The 16,250-nt window shown below is 63.4% G+C and carries 17 protein-coding genes and 1 pseudogene; 6 read left to right on the top strand and 12 right to left on the bottom strand.

Translation table 11 applies throughout. The annotated features are described in order from the left end of the window. Positions 1 to 104: 104 nt before the first annotated feature. The 3 genes from KBZ13_RS02200 to KBZ13_RS02190 are packed head-to-tail and all read right to left on the bottom strand — an operon-like array spanning position 105 to position 2,890. Positions 105 to 914 carry an SDR family NAD(P)-dependent oxidoreductase gene (locus KBZ13_RS02200; RefSeq protein ID WP_255005536.1) on the bottom strand — a complete coding sequence of 270 codons (810 nt, stop codon included), beginning with the start codon at positions 912 to 914 and terminating at the stop codon, positions 105 to 107. 29 nt (positions 915 to 943) lie between these two features. Next, the gene (locus KBZ13_RS02195; RefSeq protein ID WP_255005530.1) at positions 944 to 2,290 is read right to left on the bottom strand and encodes an SCP2 sterol-binding domain-containing protein; all 1,347 of its coding nucleotides are present in this window, start codon (positions 2,288 to 2,290) and stop codon (positions 944 to 946) included. Between the two features lie 30 nt (positions 2,291 to 2,320). After that, positions 2,321 to 2,890 carry a TetR/AcrR family transcriptional regulator gene (locus KBZ13_RS02190; protein ID WP_255005529.1) on the bottom strand — a complete coding sequence of 190 codons (570 nt, stop codon included), beginning with the start codon at positions 2,888 to 2,890 and terminating at the stop codon, positions 2,321 to 2,323. A gap of 166 nt (positions 2,891 to 3,056) precedes the next feature. Between KBZ13_RS02190 and KBZ13_RS02185 the strand changes: the two are divergent. Further along, positions 3,057 to 3,185: pseudogene (locus KBZ13_RS02185) on the top strand (AbrB-like transcriptional regulator); the annotation flags it as partial. 32 nt (positions 3,186 to 3,217) lie between these two features. Here KBZ13_RS02185 and KBZ13_RS02180 read toward each other — a convergent pair. The 4 genes from KBZ13_RS02180 to KBZ13_RS02165 form a co-directional block, all read right to left on the bottom strand. Beyond that, positions 3,218 to 3,598 (bottom strand): type II toxin-antitoxin system PemK/MazF family toxin, encoded by a 381-nt coding sequence (locus KBZ13_RS02180; RefSeq protein ID WP_255005528.1) that lies wholly within the window; start codon positions 3,596 to 3,598, stop codon positions 3,218 to 3,220. An 8-nt stretch (positions 3,599 to 3,606) separates the two neighbouring features. Further along, positions 3,607 to 3,837, bottom strand: a complete 231-nt coding sequence (locus tag KBZ13_RS02175; RefSeq protein WP_255005527.1) for a hypothetical protein — start codon at positions 3,835 to 3,837, stop codon at positions 3,607 to 3,609. Positions 3,838 to 4,305: 468 nt separating this feature from the next. After that, positions 4,306 to 4,584 (bottom strand): hypothetical protein, encoded by a 279-nt coding sequence (locus KBZ13_RS02170; RefSeq protein WP_255005526.1) that lies wholly within the window; start codon positions 4,582 to 4,584, stop codon positions 4,306 to 4,308. A gap of 128 nt (positions 4,585 to 4,712) precedes the next feature. Continuing rightward, positions 4,713 to 5,582, bottom strand: a complete 870-nt coding sequence (locus KBZ13_RS02165; RefSeq protein ID WP_255005524.1) for a GNAT family N-acetyltransferase — start codon at positions 5,580 to 5,582, stop codon at positions 4,713 to 4,715. A gap of 97 nt (positions 5,583 to 5,679) precedes the next feature. Here KBZ13_RS02165 and KBZ13_RS02160 point away from each other — a divergent pair, with 97 nt between their 5' ends. Then, the gene (locus KBZ13_RS02160; RefSeq protein WP_255005523.1) at positions 5,680 to 6,336 is read left to right on the top strand and encodes an alpha/beta fold hydrolase; all 657 of its coding nucleotides are present in this window, start codon (positions 5,680 to 5,682) and stop codon (positions 6,334 to 6,336) included. A gap of 280 nt (positions 6,337 to 6,616) precedes the next feature. After that, a complete protein-coding gene (locus KBZ13_RS02155) occupies positions 6,617 to 6,988 on the top strand; it encodes a hypothetical protein (RefSeq protein ID WP_255005522.1) in 372 nt (123 codons plus the stop codon). Here KBZ13_RS02155 and KBZ13_RS02150 read toward each other — a convergent pair. Then, complete coding sequence (locus KBZ13_RS02150) at positions 6,981 to 7,241, bottom strand: hypothetical protein (protein WP_255005520.1); 261 nt, start codon at positions 7,239 to 7,241, stop codon at positions 6,981 to 6,983. The genes KBZ13_RS02155 and KBZ13_RS02150 overlap by 8 nt on opposite strands. 116 nt (positions 7,242 to 7,357) lie before the next feature. Here KBZ13_RS02150 and KBZ13_RS02145 point away from each other — a divergent pair, with 116 nt between their 5' ends. From KBZ13_RS02145 to KBZ13_RS02135, 3 genes are read left to right on the top strand one after another with little or no spacing between them, the layout of a single operon-like run. After that, positions 7,358 to 8,113 carry a hypothetical protein gene (locus KBZ13_RS02145; RefSeq protein ID WP_255005519.1) on the top strand — a complete coding sequence of 252 codons (756 nt, stop codon included), beginning with the start codon at positions 7,358 to 7,360 and terminating at the stop codon, positions 8,111 to 8,113. 6 nt (positions 8,114 to 8,119) lie between these two features. Then, on the top strand, positions 8,120 to 9,232 hold the full coding sequence (locus KBZ13_RS02140) for a tetratricopeptide repeat protein (protein ID WP_255005516.1): 1,113 nt from the start codon (positions 8,120 to 8,122) through the stop codon (positions 9,230 to 9,232). Further along, the gene (locus KBZ13_RS02135) at positions 9,229 to 10,281 is read left to right on the top strand and encodes a restriction endonuclease (RefSeq protein WP_255005515.1); all 1,053 of its coding nucleotides are present in this window, start codon (positions 9,229 to 9,231) and stop codon (positions 10,279 to 10,281) included. Before KBZ13_RS02140 ends, KBZ13_RS02135 begins: the two co-directional genes overlap by 4 nt. A gap of 4 nt (positions 10,282 to 10,285) precedes the next feature. Here KBZ13_RS02135 and brxL read toward each other — a convergent pair whose 3' ends face one another. The 4 genes from brxL to pglZ all read right to left on the bottom strand — a co-directional run bounded on the left by brxL (position 10,286) and on the right by pglZ (position 15,696). After that, complete coding sequence (brxL, locus tag KBZ13_RS02130; RefSeq protein WP_255005513.1) at positions 10,286 to 12,382, bottom strand: BREX system Lon protease-like protein BrxL; 2,097 nt, start codon at positions 12,380 to 12,382, stop codon at positions 10,286 to 10,288. Positions 12,383 to 12,388: 6 nt separating this feature from the next. Beyond that, complete coding sequence (locus KBZ13_RS02125; protein ID WP_255005509.1) at positions 12,389 to 12,787, bottom strand: type II toxin-antitoxin system VapC family toxin; 399 nt, start codon at positions 12,785 to 12,787, stop codon at positions 12,389 to 12,391. Next, the gene (locus KBZ13_RS02120) at positions 12,784 to 13,044 is read right to left on the bottom strand and encodes a type II toxin-antitoxin system Phd/YefM family antitoxin (protein WP_255005507.1); all 261 of its coding nucleotides are present in this window, start codon (positions 13,042 to 13,044) and stop codon (positions 12,784 to 12,786) included. The genes KBZ13_RS02125 and KBZ13_RS02120 overlap by 4 nt, the downstream gene beginning before the upstream one ends. 114 nt (positions 13,045 to 13,158) lie before the next feature. After that, positions 13,159 to 15,696: a BREX-1 system phosphatase PglZ type A gene (gene pglZ / locus KBZ13_RS02115; protein ID WP_255005504.1), complete on the bottom strand. Its 2,538-nt coding sequence runs from the start codon at positions 15,694 to 15,696 to the stop codon at positions 13,159 to 13,161. Positions 15,697 to 16,250: the final 554 nt, after the last annotated feature.

Raw genomic sequence — 16,250 nt, 5'->3', positions numbered from 1 at the left:
GAGATGCCGGGAGTAGCAGATTGACCTGGGCACATACCCAGCTGGGATCATCACAATCGCGTGCTGGGTGCCGTCATTCGAACATCGTCCTCTGATTTTGATGGTCAGTGATGCTTGGTCATGTCGGCCATCACCCGCCCCATGATCCGAACCCGCGCCCATCGCGGCAGAGGCACGAGCGCATAGGTCAGCAGCTTCGACAGGAACCCTGGAAAGATCGTCGCTCGGTGCCCGAGAGCATCGAGGATCGGTTGAGCAATCTCTTCCGGTGCCAGGGCCATCCCCATCCGCTGGCCAGCCCTGTCTGCAAAACCGCTGTGAGTTGGGCCCGGGGCAGCGGAGAGGACATCGACACCACAACCCCTGAGTTCAACGTTGAGGGCCTCAGCCAGGGCCTGCACGTAGGCCTTGGTGGCGGCGTAGTGAGCCGCATAGGGCATCCCCTGAAAGCCAACGATCGAGCTCAGCAGCACAAGGCCGCCTCGGCCCCGCTGCGAGAAGCGGCGTCCGAAATGGAAGCAGGCATTGAGGACCGCACGGCAGTTGACCATCAGCATCTCCTCTTCTGACTTGATGTCGGCCTCAAGGAAGGGCCCGGAGGTGCCAAACCCTGCGGAGGCCACCAGCAAGCCCACATCCAGGTCAGCCGTCGCTGTTCGGATCGTCTCAAGACTTGCCTCGAGTGCGACGTCGACGTCGATGGTTCTCACCTGAATGCTGTTTTCGGCTGCGAGGCTTGCCGCCAGATCCTCAAGAACGCCCCGGCTTCGGGCCACGATCACAAGGTTCAGCCCTGCCTCGGCCAGACGGCCGGCGATGGCGCGGCCGATGCCAGAGGAAGCGCCCGTGACGATGGCCCAGGGGCCATAGCGATCAAAGAAGCGCTGCTGGTGATGGGTTCGAAAGGGTGTCATCGGTGGGTTCATCAATGTGGATTTGCCTCTCAGCGGGGGAAACAGGCCGCGAACCGATCCAGCAGACGCCGGTCGCCCGTGATCCGTAGTCGGCGCCGCAGCACCGCCAGCACAGGGCTTCGCCGCCCGCTGACGATGTCGATCCAGAGGCGGGCATCGGCGCGCACCAGCAGATCGGGCGTTCCCGCCAGCACCCCGGGCTCCACCTCCAGCTGTCCATCGTTGATGCGCACGGTGGCACGCACCGCATCGGTTCCGCTCAGATCAAAGTGGTAGGTGGCGGCCCAACCCCTCGCCGGCCCCCGCTGGAAGATCAAGGCCAGAGCGCCGAAGAACTCCTGGGGCCGGGTGGCCCGCAGGCTGGAGCGGATCCGTTGCACCCGCTTGTGGGGAAAGCGACGGCGCACGTGGGCCTCGGCGTCTGAGCCTTCCACCACGTAGATGGTTTCCTCCCGCTCGGTAAGGGGCTTGACGACCCGACGCAGATGGCCTGGGCGGTCGTGGACGAAGTTTCCGATGACGTCGTCGCCGGCAGGGCAGACGGCCACGCAGTAGGCGGCCTTGTAGCTGGGTTTGTAGGCCAGGCCTTGCCAGGTGGTGACAGCCTGGTCGAGGGGAACGCGATCGCGGAAGTCCTGGCGGTTGCGGCTCTCCACCACATCTTCAACGAAGTCGGCGAAACCGCTCATGAACTCGCGGTAGTTGTGGTCGTAACAGGCGGAGAAGCGGAAAGCGCCGCTGGGCTCGATGGCGCCCACGGGACAGGCCACCACGCAGAGCTGGCAGTCGATGCAGGGGTTGTAGGTGAGCGGGGCAATTGCCTGGGCTACCTCCGCGCTGGTGATCACCGTGCCCAGCAGCACGAAGGACCCGAAACGGGGATGGATCAGGTTGCGGTGCAGCCCCATCTTTCCGAGCTGGGCCGCCTCGGCGACGCGCTTGTGGGAGACGATCCAGGAGCGGCCCGGGAACGTGCTCATGTCCATGGGGAAGGCCATGGGCGGGTTCATGGCCCGGTGGCCCCGTTCGTCAAGGGCCCGGGCGATTCGGGCAGCGATCTCATCCACCTCGTGGCCGCTGCGGTGGAACTCGAGGTTGGCCACGTTGCGGCGAGGGCTGCGCACGTTTTCGGGATGCATGCGCAGCACGATCGGCACCAGCGAGCGAGCCCCCGGCATGGCGGCAAGAACGTGGGGTAGCTCCTCGCTCAGGTCGGGGTGATCCAGCGACACCCAGGCGGCGTCATCGGCACCGGCGGCAAGCGCGATGGCGCGCACCTCCTCGAGGGTGAGCGGTGGAGGCGGTGGCGCTGGTCCTCGGGAGCGGGCAGCGGCGAGGGCGGGATGGTCGTAGGTGGTTGCCATGATGCTTGTCATGCAATTGGACAAAAAAAGAGAAGCCCCGACTCAAGCCCTGCCAGGAGAAGGTTCAGCCGAATGTGCCGCCACCTCCAACAACCGCTGGGCCAGAGCGGGATCGTCTACCAGGCGAGCCAGTACCACGGCTCCCACCATGGTGGACACCAGGCGCAGGGCCTGGTCGCTGGGCAGACGGGAAGGACGGCGGGGATGCAGCTTGCGCTCGATCGCCGTCAGCAAGCCTCGGGCAGCCGCCGCGAAGGCTGAGCGCACCGGGGCCGGCTGACGGGCGCCCTCGCCGCCGAGCGCAGCAATGACGCAGCCACGCTCTGGGTGGGCAAGGTGCTCAGGAGAGAGGTATTGGGCGAGGCTCTGCTCGAGGGTGGAAGACCCTGCCAGTGGACCGTCAGCACTGGCGGCGGCCGCTGCACGAATGGCCTCGGCGACAAGGGCCTCACGGTTGGGGAAATGGGAATAGAAGGCTCCATGGGTGAGGCCGGCGCGCTTCATCAGGGCGGGGATGCCGATGCCCGAAAGGCCGTTACGGCGCAACTCCTCAGCGGCAGAACTGAGGATTCGCTCGCGCACGGCTTGGTTGTGGCCTTCGGGGTATCGCATGATGATCATCATGGCATAAAACCTTGAGCTTTGACTTGGGTATTCGGGCCTTGTGGCAACTCAGCCGAGTCGGCGCTGGACGTGTTTGGACGAACGAGTGATGCCTACGGAGTCCTTTGGAGAGCAGGCTTCAGGGCAAGTGGCGCCAGACGCCTTGGTTCCTTGAGGCCTTCTTCTGGTGGGCAAGGCCTACACAGGTCTGCTCGACCTCAAGCCCGGCGATGAGTTCGAGATCAAGCTGGGTCGCAAGCAGATCCGCCTGATTCCTGCTGGTGCGGTCGACGAGGAGGAGTGATCTGCTGAAACTGGCGATGGCCGCCTCATCCTTCAGGTGAGCCCTCCGATGGCCAGCACCACCAGCTGGCGCAGTTGCTGTAGCTCGGCGGGGGTGACGCAGGAGTCAGTGGCTGTGGTGATGCGTGTCTTGGCGACACAGGTGAGATTCTGAGGGAGCAGATAGCTCACCTTCTTGCAGCCGTTGGTCGCGCTGGGTTGCAGCACCACAGTCAGGTCGGGAATGGCCAGTTCGGGGTCGCTCGTCATCGGCACCACCAGGACTGTGGGATAAGCAAAGTCAAACAGTTCGCAATCCTGCACGACCACAGCCGGTCTGAGCTTGTTGGGCTCCGGGGGGTGAGGGTCTTGATCGGGGTCATCTGGATCTTTGCGCCAGTCGACCGTGACAATTTGCCCTGCCTTCAGCTCCACGCTTGCGCTCAGCGGCCGAGGAGTTCAGGTGTGGCCCAGTCGCCGATGAAAGAGTTGGCGTCCGGATCAGCCGCGATGTGCTCGGCCACGGTTTTGCTCTGGGCCCGAATCCGTGCCCGCAGAGCCTCCATGGCGCTCACCGAACTGCTCACCTGCATGACGCTTCTCCCCCCACGTTGCCGGCGGCGGACGGAGAAGGGAGCTTCGAGGTTTTGGCTGGCTTGATCGGCTGGGGTCATGACGGCAGCGGCTTTCGCCAACCTCATGGGCTGAGGCTTCAACGTTAGACGTCATTCCGGTCTCGGCCCGATGCTGACGGCACCACCTGGTTGGGCCAGGTTCTCCATGGTTCAGGGAGCTGCACGACAAAGCCCGGTGACGAGGCCACCGGGCTCTGAAGCAGTTTGTTTGGTGGGGGCGGAGCTGCTGACGCTGGCACCTGGGGCCAGTTGACAAGTGGGACCTCCCGTTGGGTCCGGGGCACCTGAGGCGAGGCCGTTAACGGTGCAATGGACGGCGTTGCAGCAAATCAAACAGCCGCGTCACGCGCCAGGGAAGTCAGTGATCCGTCGAGAGTGTTGGAGCAGGGACCGGATCGTCAGCGCACTCCTAACTGATGCTCAGGTGGGGTGTCTTCCATGGTCTGGAGCCTCCCGGTTGTCGATGAGTTCACAATCGGCCGGCCAGCTGATGGGGGCAATAGGGGTTTATGCCTGAGTCAGCCAGCCCCGGATCCGGGCCAGCCGGCCTGCTTCCTGGACCGCCTCGATGCAGCGCTTGGCACGCCGTTTGAGGTCATCCTGGCCCTGGGCCCGCAGCAGGTAGGCCTCCATCGCCTCGGGGGTTTCGATCAAGGTCAGCAGCCCGCTGGTGCACTCACCGATGGTGGGATCGTTCAACAGGCGGCTCACCAGGTTCAGCTCCCAGAGCTGCGCTCCGCTGCCGCCGGGTTGGAACAGCTGCTGGTGGAGCACGTTCGGCAGCACTGCTTGAGCGAATCCAGCTGGCGGGCGCGCAGGCGGCGGCTGTTGGGCAGACCCTCTGCTAAGCCAGCAGGGGATGGCTGCCCGCAGGCCACTCGGCTGACACCAGATCCTTCCTGTTCCCAACCATTTCAGCCCAGCTCAAGGCAGGCCAAGCCGTAGAGGTCTTGCAGCGGTAGCTGGGGCGGCCCACCTCGGTACATGCGCACCGTATGGCTCACTACCGAGAAGCCCGCCGACCGCAGCAGCGGACCGGAGTGGGGGTTGGCATCCGGAGCGTCGATCAACACCGGGCCATGGCGGTGGGCGGTCAGCTGATCGATCAGGGCCTGCGCAATGGGGCTGCTGTCAGCGATCAACGGCCCTAGCCGCCAGCCCCCTGCCCGCTCTGGGCCATCCAGCAGGCAGGGCCTGATGCGGCCGTACCCGCGACAGCAGCCCTCGGCGTCGAGAGCTACCACCACAGTGCCGGGATTCGGCTCCCCCAGCCAGAGGCCCAAGAAGAGCGGCCGGGGAGTGGCCTCGTGGCGGGCGTCATAGTCCTGCACCACATCCTTGGGCACGGCGGCTGCCGGCAGCAGGTTGATCCCCTGTGGTTCGGGCGCAGCGGCGTCGCGATCCCCCCGGCCACCTGTGTCCCGACGCCAGCGCAGGGTTGCGCCTGCGGCGGTGAACCCCCAGCCGGTGTAGTCCACCAATCGCGCATCGGCCGCCTCCAGTCCCACGCAGGCCACCCCCTCAAGGTGGGCCAGGGCCCGCTCCCAGAGGGCCACGCCGTAACCATGGCCCCGGTGCTCAGGGCGGACCAGGAACAGGCCGATAAAGCCGTATTGGTCGTCGTAGCGGACGCCGGCGATACACCCCACAGGCTCGCCGTTAAGGCAGCCCACCCATAGGCCGTCAGAATCGGTGTCGCGATAGTCGTCGACATCGCATGGGCCTGGGCAGAAGCCTTCCCGCCGCGCCCACTCGGTCACCTGGGGCAGATCTGCAGGCCGCATGGGCCGGATCGAATAACCGGACATGGGCGAGGTTTGGGAAGGTTGCTGGAGCAGGCTCCAGATGTTGCGGCTGCAAACGTTGCTTTCGTGCCTAATTATGGAAGCCGAGGCGTTTCCCTTGATCGATGGACCCGACGCCGCGCCGGCCTCCGTGCTGCTGGCCCATGGGGCCGGTGCACCGATGGACAGCCCGTTCATGGCGGCGATCGCCGGCGGCCTGGCGCAGCAGGGCTGGCGGGTGGTGCGCTTTGAATTCCCCTACATGGCCCGGCAGCGAATCCTGGGCAGGCGTCAGGGACCCGACCGGATGCCGGTGCTGCAGGAGGCGTTCCGCCAGCAGGCGCGGCTCGAGCAGATGGAGGAGCCGGACCGGCCGCTGTTTATCGGCGGCAAGTCGATGGGCGGCCGAGTGGCAAGCCTGCTGGTCGATGAGTTGGCCGCCAGCGATCGGGTGCGCGGCTGCATCTGTCTGGGCTATCCCTTTCACCCGCCCGGCAAACCGCTGCAGCTGCGCACCGAGCACCTGAGCGCCTTGCAGACGTCCACCCTGATCCTGCAGGGGGAGCGGGATACGTTCGGTCGCCGCGAGGAGGTGGAGACCTACGTCCTCTCGCCGCAGGTGCAACTGCGCTGGATCCCCAGCGGTGACCACAGCTTCAAGTCCACCCGCAGCTCCGGGCTCAGCGAGGCGGAGAACTGGGCCACGGCGGTGGCCTTGAGCGATCAGTTCCTGCGGGAGCGTCTGATGCACTGAGCTCTCATCTCCCGGAAGGAGATCTGCACCAGCGAGGCCGATCGGATGTTCAATGCTGGAGGCCGCCTCGATGAGTTCCCTTCATGCCGCGCCAGCGCTACCGGCAGAACCCACTGCCGCTCGGTCCTGATGCTCCGCCGGTGGAGCTGTTCGGACCGGAGCAGCCCAACCCATCTGGACTCCAAGTAGCGGAACAAGGCCAGTTGGGAGTGGTGCCGCTGGGGCCGCTGTTCGACGCTCAGAGCGGGAACACAAGCTGCAACGAGGCCTGAGCAGCACCATGGCCGACCTCACGATCACCACCCAGGACGAACTGCCAGGCCCCGGTGACGATCGTCCCTATGTGATGTTCGTCAACCAGACCGAGTACGGGATCGGCCGGTTCCTGCGCACCAATGTGCTCTCGGCACGGCCCGATCTCAAACGCTTCACTTCCATCCGCTTCCACATGACCCTGAAGCGGCATCCGAGCGACAGCGCCGGGGAAATCGTGCTGGCCCTGCTGGAGGCGATCGATCTGGATCCGCCCCTGTCGGTGTTCTGCGGCGACCTGCATCTGGAGATGGAGGGCTACCCGATGGAGGAGGGCTGCACGATCGAGGTGCCGCTGCTGCCTCCTGGTCGGCGGCCACCGGCGAGGGGCTTCAGCTGAAGTCGCTGAGCGGCGGGTTGCCCGGTTGAAGCTCCAGGTTGCCCACGTTCACCTGGCTGCTCTCGCCATCAGCCCAGGCGACGGTGGCCAGCACGAGGGAGCTGCCAGGGCTGATCGGCGCCATCGCCGTCACGGTGCCCCTGGCAAACGGCCCCACGCTGGTGGGGGCCGCCGGTCCGGTGACCATGGCGGTGGATTGCAGGAAGGCCCGCGAGAGGCGCACGGTGGCACCGATCTGCAAAGGCGTCGCCACTTCATCCGTTGGAGGCCTCCCATCCTCGCTGGGGAGCCGAGGAGCGGCCGATACCGTGGGGACACTCCTGCCGCAGCAGCCTCTTGGCGATGGTTGAGCACGCGCTCCTACCGGCCGTGTCCCGCATCCTCCAGCGGGTGGAAGCGGTCAGTGGACTGCCGGTGGCCGTGGCTCAGGAGCCGGGTCTGAGCACCCTCGCCACCCTCAAGCCCGCCAACAAGGAACGGCAGGCGCACCTGATCCTGTTCAGGCAGGACGACGAGGCCTGCAGTTACCACGTGGCCTTTGAGGCAGCCCTGCTGCTGCGGCTGGTGGAGGTGCCCCAGGAGCTGCGGGTGAACCTCACGGAGAAGCGGGAGGCGCGCGAGCAGGTGGTCTCGCAGGTGGAGAAGCTGCACAAGGGCAAGCTGCCATTGGCCCGGGTACGGGAGTTGGGGCTTGGCTTCTACAACGGCCTGATGGTGCAGCTGCGCTCGATCGGACCGGGGCTGTGCGCTGACCAGTGGCTGTTTGAGGAGGCACCGGAGTTGCGGGGCTTGCAGGCGGCGGTGCTGCAGGAGCAGGTGCAGCAGAACGTGCCCAGCCTCAATGCCGATATCGACCGACTGGCTCCTGCCGCGGTCGTCAAGGCGAGCCGGGGGATGAACGCGGCCTATGCCTTCCAGGCCGCTGAGCTGGTGGGCCTGCCGCCACTGGCGGTGCCGTATCAGGCGGCAGGGTTCGAAGCGCTGGCGCGGGAGCTGATCGCCAGCACCCGAGAGCAGGCCACGACGCCGGATCCGGATCGGGAGATGATCGACGCCTGGGCCGAGAAGCTCGGGATTGCGCGCTGGTACAACTGGCAGCCTGCCTATCCCGCTGGGGTTTGCTGAATGGGCATGCAGGCCACCTCGTTCACGATCGAGGAGACAACCTTCGATCGGAAGCTGCTGCCGGAAGACAGCGGTAAGCCGGGCAGCGCGGCCTTCCACCGGGCGGTGACCGACTACTTCCAGCAGGCCTATGGCGCCATGGGCGGGCGGGTGGATGTGGTGTTCGCCAATGGGCGCATCGAGGTGAACTGGAGCCCAGCCACTGAGAGTGCAACTTCGACAGCCGAGGCGATGGCGGCCATCACACCGCTGCTGAAGCAACGCCGCTACGGCGAGGCCCGGCCGTTGCTGGTGGCCCTGCTGGAAGCCGAACCCGAGAACCGAGACGCGCTCTACAACCTGGGCATGGTGGCCAGCGATGAGGGTCAGCTGAAGGAGGCCCGTGAACTCCTGCGGCGGGCGGTCGCGGTGGATCCTTCGTTTGCCAATGCCCAGGTGGCCCTGGGTGTGGCAGCGCTGAGGGACCAGGACCAGGCAGAAGCACGCCAGGCGCTTGAGAGCGCGATTGAGCTGGAGCCTGGCAACCCCTATGCGCTGCGCACCCTCGGGAGCCTGCTCACCGCGGCGGGCGCACTGGCGGCAGGGGCAGCACGGTTCCGGCAGGCCCTTGCGGTGGCACCGAACGATGCGGTGGCCAGCCTGAGCCTGGCCCAGGCGCTGTTGGAGCTGGATCCAGGTGAGCACCGCGACGAGGCCGATGCGCTGCTGCTGCAGGTGATCGAGCAGCACCCGTTTGGGGAGCTGGGCGAGCAGGCCAAGGCGCTGCGGGGGCAGGTCGCCGCGCGGGACCTACGCCAGGCCAGCAGCAATGGTTTGAGGCCGGACGCGGTGACCTACTGCCTCGATGCCCTGCGCCGCTTCCAGGCGATGGACCAGGCCGAGTTCCTGGCGGTGATCAGCGAGGTGGCGGCGGTGGGCCAGAGCGGGCTGCAGATCAATGAGCCAGGCACCTCCCGCACCCTGAAGACCCTGCCGGGCCGCTGGAGCGACCTAGCCCTGGCCTGCCTGATCCATGTGGGCATGAAGCGGCTCACGCCTGATGAGGATTCAGGGCTGGGGATTGAGGCGGAATACGAGGAAGCGCTCAGACTGATTGGTGGTGACGGAGTAGGCCCATGACCCTTTGGCTGATCCGCGCCGGCTCCCACGGCGAGCAGGAGCAGAAGTTTCTCGACGAGGGTCGCGTGTACTTGGCCTGGGATGCTCTGAATGTGGATCTGGCTGCCCTGGCTGACCGGCAGGCCCTGATCCATGCAATGGAGCAGCGCTACCAAGAGGAGAAGGCCAAGGCGCTGATCAACTGGTCTGCGCAGGTGTGGGCCTTTGGGCGCGACATGGCACAGGGAGACTGGGTTGTGATGCCCTCCAAGCTCCAGTCGGGCCTCTACTTCGGAGAGATCACCAGTGGCTATCACTTCGAGCAGGGAGGCCCGGATCCCTACTTCCACTGGCGCAGCGTCAACTGGTTCAGCGGCCTGATCCCCCGCAGCGCCTTCCCGCAAGACATTCTTTATTCATTCGGGGCGTTCCTCACCATCTGTCGCATCCAGCGGAACGACGCGGAAGCACGGGTGCGGGCGATGGCTGCGAACAAATGGAAGCCGGAGAGCGCTGGCGCGAGCGTGGCCACACCGCAGCAGCCAGGTCAGGGTGAAACTATCAGCGACGTCAGCGCCCCGATCAACGTCAACCTGGAGGAGCTGGCCGGCGATCAAGTGGAGCGGCTGATCGAGGCCCGCTTCAAGGGGCATGGCCTCACCGAACTTGTGGAGGCGATCCTGCGGGCCGAGGGATACACCACCTACCGCAGCCCGGAGGGAGCTGACGGAGGTGCCGACATCCTGGCTGGCGGTGGTGAGTTGGGCTTCGGGAAGCCCAAGATTTGCGTTGAGGTGAAGTCAGGATCCGAGCCAGCGGATCGGCCAACGGTGGACAAGCTGATCGGCGCCGGGCAGAAATTCGGCGCCGAGACCTGCCTCTTCGTGAGCTGGGGTGGTTTCAAGCCCAATGTTCAAAAAGAGCTGGCACGGGATTTCTTCCGGGTCCGGCTCTGGAGCCGCAAGGATCTGCTTGAGAAACTCTTTGAGCACTACGAGAGGCTGCCGGAAGAGATCCGCCTGGCTCTTCCACTCAAGCGGGTATGGATGGTGGCCACTCAGAACGACTGAGTCGTCAGGGTTTCACAGCGATGTAGTTGATCTCGCAACCCTTCACCAGCCTGGCCTCCTGCACCGCCGCTGCGGCATTTAAGGCTGAGAATTCAAACCATTGGAAGAAATCCAGGCCTCGATCGAGGGTGATTTTCCAGCCCGTGTTGGTGGTGAGGCTGCGGGCATGGAAGTTGGCGCTGGCATCGATCTCCCAGCTAAACGGTGTGCTGGTGCCCGCGAATGAATCCTGCACTTGGCCTAGGTTCTCCAACTGCTTCTCCATCGTGTCTTGATCAGATCCGGTGATTAAGTGGACCGACACCTCATCGCCCACAGGTGTAATCTCATTCACCATGCGTAGAAATTCCACCATGTTGCGGACTTGGTGGAAATGGCGGATGTAGGGATCTCGAATGATGATCCCCGTCGCACCACGAAGGTAATCACCAAACAGCCGCCGGTAGCTCCAACCCTTGGAGTTTTCAGGAACGACCAGATGGTGCTCCTTGAGAGTTGAGGAATCGGACTGCGGATCGGTTGTCTCGCTTTGGTCGCTGTCCGTTGTTCCTGCAACCAGGCCTCCTTCGCCAGGGGCCGGTTCGGTGGCCACTCCACCTGGTTGGGAAGCGGGGGGACGGAGACCGGAGAAGGCAGGGTACTGCTTCTCTTCCGGGGTCAGAACCGTTACCTCACTGCCGGTTTTGAGGTCGCGGAAGATGAAGTCGTTGGGCTTGAAGGTGTCGTCGATTCTTAGTATCTGCTCACGGATTCGGCGGCGGCACTCCATCGCGAACTCCAGCAGTTCGGCGACTTCCTCCTTGTTGGCCTTGCCATCGGGATGGATGATCTTCATCAGCCCGGAGAAGGTTTTCTCGAAACCGGTCTGATCTCGAGTGGTGACCTCTGAACTGATCTCAAAGAACGTCTTGTAGCGACTGGTGAAATCCTCGGTGCGCAGGTGCTTGAGCACCTCGGCGATGTAGTCGACTACAAAGCCATAGCCTTTGCAGAACAGCTCATGGCGCACCGGTGCCACTTCCCAGCCGGGGTTGAAGGCGTGGATGCGATCGAGGAAGGCCGAGTCGATGTATTTGTCGGGCAGCGGCTCATAGAAATGAGAGTGCTTAAGCATGTAGGCCACCGACTTCTGGGTGTTTCCCATGAACACCATCGAGGCCTCGGCCGAAAGCTGCTCGATGCCGCGCGAGAAGGTGCGGTTAGCCATGTAGTTCTTCATAATATCGACCAATGTCTTATCGACCTTCTTGTCTTTACCGGCGAACTCGTCAAAACAAATGCAATCCCAGTAGCCCACCAGGCCAATCTTGCCGTTGATATTGCTGACAAAAAGCTTTGGTGCGGTGACCTCTGAACCAGAAATAAGCATCCCGTGGGGTGAGAACTCGGCAAAGATGTGCGATTTACCCGTTCCCTTTGGTCCCAGTTCGAGCAAGTTGTAGTTGCGCTCGCAGAAAGGAATCAGCCGGATCAAAGTGAGTAGCTTGGCGCGGCGGCTGAAGTGCTCAGGGTTGAAGCCCACGCTCTGCATGAGCACATCGATCCATTCATCGGTGCTGAATTTCGCCCGTGCCGCCAGGAACTCCTCGTGATCGACGCCGGCCACCTGGATGGGCTTCACTGTTGAGATCTGCCAGGGGCTGGCCTTGGGGTCGACGGGGAGTTCGTACTCCACGTCCGTGATCGCCCAGATGCCACCCACCAGCAGCTTGGGGTAGCGCTTGACGTAGGAATCGTCGATCGGCACTTTCTTGATGCCGAGGTTGGTGAACTCCACCTCGTGGAAGCCAGCCCTTTCGTTGAAGGTAACGGTGAGCTTGTCGATCACCTTGTGGCTTCCCTTGTCCTTGATCGTGGATTTCACCAGCTCCGACTGGTTGCGGTGCACGTAGTGCTTTGCGAGGATGCGGCGCACTGATTCGAGCCCTTCGGCAATCAAAGCCGGATCGTCAGTGGCGCAGTGCTGGCCGAGCAGGTACTCGAGCACGTAGGTGGGCACCACCGCGTTCTGCTTGAGCTCGGTGGTGAGGTCCTTGCGGACCACCAGGCCGGGGAAGTGCTCGAGGATCTTCTGATCGAGGGGGCTGTGCTCAATCGCCATGCGAGGTCACCAAAGGGTCTGACAGGGGAAGGTGGAGAGCTGCGGATCGGCGGTGAGCAGCACCAGGCGATCCAGTTCTGCCTGGGCGGCCAGCACCCGATCAAACGGATCCCGGTGGGCCTGGCTGTAGGCGCCGGCCCTCAGCCCATGGGAGTGGGTGATCGGCAGGGGCTGGAAGCCATCAGCCTGCAGCAGTCCCGGCAGGTCATCGATGGCGCGCTCCAGCTCAGGCAGCTTGCCGCGGTGGTACTTGAGGCTGAGCTCCCACACCGTGGCTGCACTCACCAGCACCGTGTTGGTGGGCTCGATCAGCAGTTCACGCACAGCGGCCGAGAGCCGATCAGGATCAAACCACCACCAGAGCAGCACATGGCTGTCGAGCAGGTAGGCCGCGGAGTTCGTCACGGGTTGGGGGCTGCCGAGATCAGCGGGCTCTCTTCCCAGCTGGCGAGCTCATCAGCCTCCAAAGGCTCCAGGAGGATGCCGGGATCGCTCAGGGGTCCATAGCTGCGCAGGCGACCAGGAAGGCGCTGCGGGGGTGGCGGTGCCAATGGCATCAGCCTGGCCCAGGGCTTGCCGGCCTTGGCCAGAACGATCGTCTCGCCGGCATGGGCATCATCGATCAGGCGAGACAACTGGGTTTTGGCCTGATGCACATTCACCAGACGAGGCCCTGAGTGCGGCCCCGTGTGCGGCTCCGAACGCGGCAGTGGGACAGCTGGCTCCATGGCAAAGGGCTCCAATGATGCCATTAGCTTAGGCATGGGCTAAGGCCATCAGAACTCATCGAAATCACTGCCGAAGGGCCGCTGCAGCTTCAGTTCAGCGCTCTTGTAGGGAACCGGATCGGCGACACCCTCCACGAGCCGCTCTAGGCGCAGCTCCACCATCTGGTTGTTGTAGTCGTCGGCAGCGTTGGAGAGTTCCAGCATGAGTGGCTGCTCGCGCTCACGGGGATCGGTGGCGGCCGAATCAAACAGCACCGTGCGGGGCGCGCAGAGGGGGGCGCCATCGGCCTTGGCGTATAGGCCAATGCGCAGCTGCAGGGGCATCACCTTCTTGGCCTCCACCGGATCGTGCTGGAACAGGGCCAATGACAGGCGAACTGTGGTGATCTTGGCGGGCAGTCGCAGCACCTCCACCTCCACCAGGCGACTCTCCTCTTTGGTCTCTCGCTTGAGCTTGATCACCGGCACCACCACCTCCTGCAAAGACGTGCCGCCGTGCACGAAGCGGGACCCCGAACCCTTGATCGGGAAGCGATCGAGGCCCAGAGGGAACACAGCACTCCAGCCGCCAGTGAAGCCGAGGGCCTGGGCCGCGAAGATCTTCTGGCCAGGCCTCGGCTCGATGCCATCACCCAGCGCGAAGCGTCGACTTTTGGTTGGGAGCTGATCGGCTGGGGGGAACACCGCCTTGTCGTTGGCATCGAGGGGCTCCTGCTGGAACAGGAAGCCGTGGTCGGCGGTGATCAGGGCCTGGCTTCCCTTGAGGCTGGCGATCTTGCGCAGGATCTGCTCGAGTTCCTCAAAGGCCTGCTCCACCGCCTGGAAGGTCTGGGCTTCGGTGGCCTGCTTGTCGCCTACTTGATCGATGCGGTTGTGGTAGATGACGATCAGGTCGTTGTCTCGCGTGAGCTCTTTTCCGGCGGTGCTGGTGGGGAGGCTGAGGAAGTCATCGGCAAGCAGGGCCTTGGCGCGGCCCTTGGCGTAGGTCTTGAGGATCTTGTCGCGGTTGACGGTGCCGCTGGCGCTCTGGCCATCGACCACGGCTGAACCATCGGCGGGATTGATGCTCACTTGTGCCCCAGGCAAAAGGGAGGCCATGCCCAACTGCGTGTAGGAGGGCAGCGAACCCAGCAGCGCGTCGACCTCCACCTGCCATCCCTTGCCTGGTTGGTTCAAGAGACGATCGGCAAAATCGCGGGCGGCCTCGTAGCGCAGGGCATCGGAGATCACCACAAACAGCCGCTTGATGCCCCTGGAGCCCAGGGGTGCATGCACGTAGCGCATGTGGAACTCCTTCTGCGCTGGCAGGGCCTGTGAGCGCCACTGACTCAGGCCGGCCACCTGATCACTCCAGTTGTTGGTGAGCGGCAGCAGGAAGTTGTTCACGTAGTGACTCTCCACCCAGTGGCGGAGTTTCTGGAGCAGGCCGGGCTGTTGGTAGGTGCGGGCGTGAAAGGTGCAGCGGCGGTAGGCCTCATCGATGCGCCACCAGCCGCTGATGTATTGCTGCAGACCAGCGTCCAAGCTCTCCACCTGGAGTACGGCCTTCTCCAAGAGGCTGCGCAGACTGATGGCGTGCTCAATCGCCTGGTAGCCGTGCTGGTGCTTGTCGTACCAGGTGGAATGGCGCCGGTTGCGGATGGTCTGCAGCAGCTGGGCATCGGCCACACCGGCGGTGAACCCGTTCACGAGGCGATGCAACACGAAGCGCTCGATCAGTTCGAAGCTGTCCTCTTCGCCTGGATCGAACTCCGGGGGCGCGTCGTTGAGCTGCGGCTCGATGGCCAGCAGCTGAGCCATGGCTAGCGACCAGGCCTCGAAGACCGCTCGATTGCGGTTGCTGTCTTTCCAGAAGCTCAGGAACACGCGCCCGTGGGGCTGCAGGTCGCCTTGGGGACCGATCGGGCTAACGCTCTTGAACAGCGCTACAGCGAAATCGCGCAAGCTCGGGGCCATGCTGCGGTAGCCGAACTTGCTGGCCACGGCTTTCCAGAAATGCTCGCTGAGGAGCGCGCTGCCGTAGGCCGCCTGCACCGGATCATCGGCCTCTGTATCGGTGGGATCCAGCTGCCTGAAGGCATGGAGCAACAGCTTGTCGATGTCGGCTGGTTGCTTGGCCACCACGGCAAGCATCTTGAGCCGAACGGCGCTCTCGTCGTCGTTGGGGCGCAGCAGCTCTTTGAGTTGCTGGGTGCGGATGGGAGAGCGGAAAAAGGCCTTGTGCTGCTGGGCCAACTCCTTGAACTCAAGGGTGAGGCCCGCTTCCTGGAGATCGAGAGAGGCCCGGTCGGCCTTGAATTCATGGCCTGCCAGGAGCAGATCCAGCAGCCAGTTGTCCTTCTCAGCAGGCTTCTCGGAAGGGATGTAGAGCAGGAAGCGCTGGTTCAGTGGCGCCCGACTGATCTCCACCTTGGTGGAGAATTCGTTGCCGATCACGCGCCGCTTCTCGGTGCCTTTGGGCTGGAAGCTCTCGAAGTCTTCTGTCCACTCACCGCTGGGGTCGTACCAGATCACCACGCGCTTACGGGCAATTGCGGCGTCCAGACTCTCGTGGATGCGGGATGTGGAGGCGGGGGTTCGGGTCATGCTGACTTAATCCTGATTTGCAACGAACCCTGAGATAGCTGACCACAACTTCATTAAAAACGAGGCGATCTCATACACAGATATATCGATTAAGTCAAAATGAGCGACAGAAAGCTGACAATTCTGAATTGCGAATAATGATTTAACCATACTTTATAGCTCATTTCGAAGATCGGGCGCGGACGAAGCTGTTTTTTCAACAGTAATCACCCTGGGCAGAACGCCGCAAGCCTTCTCCCACTTCTGCCGTACTTGTGGATTGAGAAATCCCGTCGTAACAATGAAAGACCTCTGCACAATCTGCCTTGGATTTGCCACTAAAGATGTCAAGTGCGACACTATATCGCGATACTCCTTCCTACTCTGCATAACATGCGAGATCTGCTCAAATGCGTCAACAACATGACTAGCCTTCAGTTCAACAAGTATAATGTCGACGCGGCCAGATCTAAATAAGACGAAAAGTCCATCACATTTTTTTTGGTAATCCGTAAAGACACATCCATCAAGCGCCAAGGCAGCGGCAATTTCTCCTTTTTTTGGCCTTATAGTAA

The organism is Cyanobium sp. ATX 6F1 (genome assembly GCF_024346315.1).
In the GTDB taxonomy this organism is placed as follows: domain Bacteria; phylum Cyanobacteriota; class Cyanobacteriia; order PCC-6307; family Cyanobiaceae; genus ATX-6F1.
This window is presented reverse-complemented; position numbering and strand designations above follow the sequence as displayed.

What these genes read in the sequence shown, in the direction of transcription:
- KBZ13_RS02200 (WP_255005536.1), bottom strand. Translation starts at nt 914, where the DNA reads ATGACACCCTTTCGAACCCATCACCAGCAGCGCTTCTTTGATCGCTAT.
- KBZ13_RS02195 (WP_255005530.1), bottom strand. Translation starts at nt 2,290, where the DNA reads ATGACAAGCATCATGGCAACCACCTACGACCATCCCGCCCTCGCCGCT.
- KBZ13_RS02190 (WP_255005529.1), bottom strand. Translation starts at nt 2,890, where the DNA reads ATGCGATACCCCGAAGGCCACAACCAAGCCGTGCGCGAGCGAATCCTC.
- KBZ13_RS02175 (WP_255005527.1), bottom strand. Translation starts at nt 3,837, where the DNA reads ATGACCCCAGCCGATCAAGCCAGCCAAAACCTCGAAGCTCCCTTCTCC.
- KBZ13_RS02165 (WP_255005524.1), bottom strand. Translation starts at nt 5,582, where the DNA reads ATGCGGCCTGCAGATCTGCCCCAGGTGACCGAGTGGGCGCGGCGGGAA.
- KBZ13_RS02160 (WP_255005523.1), top strand. Translation starts at nt 5,680, where the DNA reads ATGGAAGCCGAGGCGTTTCCCTTGATCGATGGACCCGACGCCGCGCCG.
- KBZ13_RS02155 (WP_255005522.1), top strand. Translation starts at nt 6,617, where the DNA reads ATGGCCGACCTCACGATCACCACCCAGGACGAACTGCCAGGCCCCGGT.
- KBZ13_RS02140 (WP_255005516.1), top strand. Translation starts at nt 8,120, where the DNA reads ATGCAGGCCACCTCGTTCACGATCGAGGAGACAACCTTCGATCGGAAG.
- KBZ13_RS02135 (WP_255005515.1), top strand. Translation starts at nt 9,229, where the DNA reads ATGACCCTTTGGCTGATCCGCGCCGGCTCCCACGGCGAGCAGGAGCAG.
- brxL (WP_255005513.1), bottom strand. Translation starts at nt 12,382, where the DNA reads ATGGCGATTGAGCACAGCCCCCTCGATCAGAAGATCCTCGAGCACTTC.
- pglZ (WP_255005504.1), bottom strand. Translation starts at nt 15,696, where the DNA reads ATGACCCGAACCCCCGCCTCCACATCCCGCATCCACGAGAGTCTGGAC.